General features: G+C 61.6%; 1 protein-coding gene. It reads left to right on the top strand.

Annotation, left to right across the window (positions count from 1 at the left end; all coding sequences use genetic code 11):
* Window positions 1-633 (top strand): IS4 family transposase (locus HMJ39_RS13815; protein WP_194297769.1); only part of this gene is annotated, 633 nt, incomplete at its 5' end.
* Window positions 634-640: the final 7 nt, after the last annotated feature.

The following is a 640-nucleotide window of genomic DNA, read 5'->3' as shown; positions in this document are numbered from 1 at the left end:
CTGGTGCAGGGACGGCGGTTCGCCTTCCCGAAGAGCAGCATCGTGGTGTTCGACAAGGGGTATGTGGATTACGGCTGGTATAAGTCGTTGACGGACCAAGGGGTTTTCTTCGTTACCCGGCTCAGGCCGAACTCCATTTACCGGGTCGAGGAGCGGCGTCCGGTGGACCGATCCAAGGGGCTGACCTGCGACCAGACCATCCAGCTCAACAGCGCGCACGCCCTCAAGCGCGGAGCGCCGCGCCTGCGGCGGGTGGGCTTCGTTGACCGGGAGACGGGCAAGCATTACGTGTTCCTGACCAACCATTTTGGTCTGAGCGCGGCGACCATCGCGGCCTTGTACAAGGACCGCTGGCGGATCGAGATCTTCTTCAAGACGATCAAGCAGAACCTGAAGATCAAGGCGTTCGTGGGGACCTCGAGGAACGCGGTACTGACCCAGTTGTGGATCGCCATGATCACTTACTTGCTGGTGGCGTTTGCCCGGCACAGTGCCCGGGCGGGCTGGACGGTTCAGCGGATCATGCGGGTGCTGCAGTTAAGTCTGTTCGACCGCCGAACCTTGGCGGAGATCCTCAATCCGGACCCGGGGCGAAGTAAAAAGGGCGAACCTCAAATGAGGTTCGCCCTGTGAGGCCGCC

The sequence above is a fragment of the Alloalcanivorax profundimaris genome (assembly GCF_015265435.1).
Classification (GTDB): domain Bacteria; phylum Pseudomonadota; class Gammaproteobacteria; order Pseudomonadales; family Alcanivoracaceae; genus Alloalcanivorax; species Alloalcanivorax profundimaris.
This window is presented reverse-complemented; position numbering and strand designations above follow the sequence as displayed.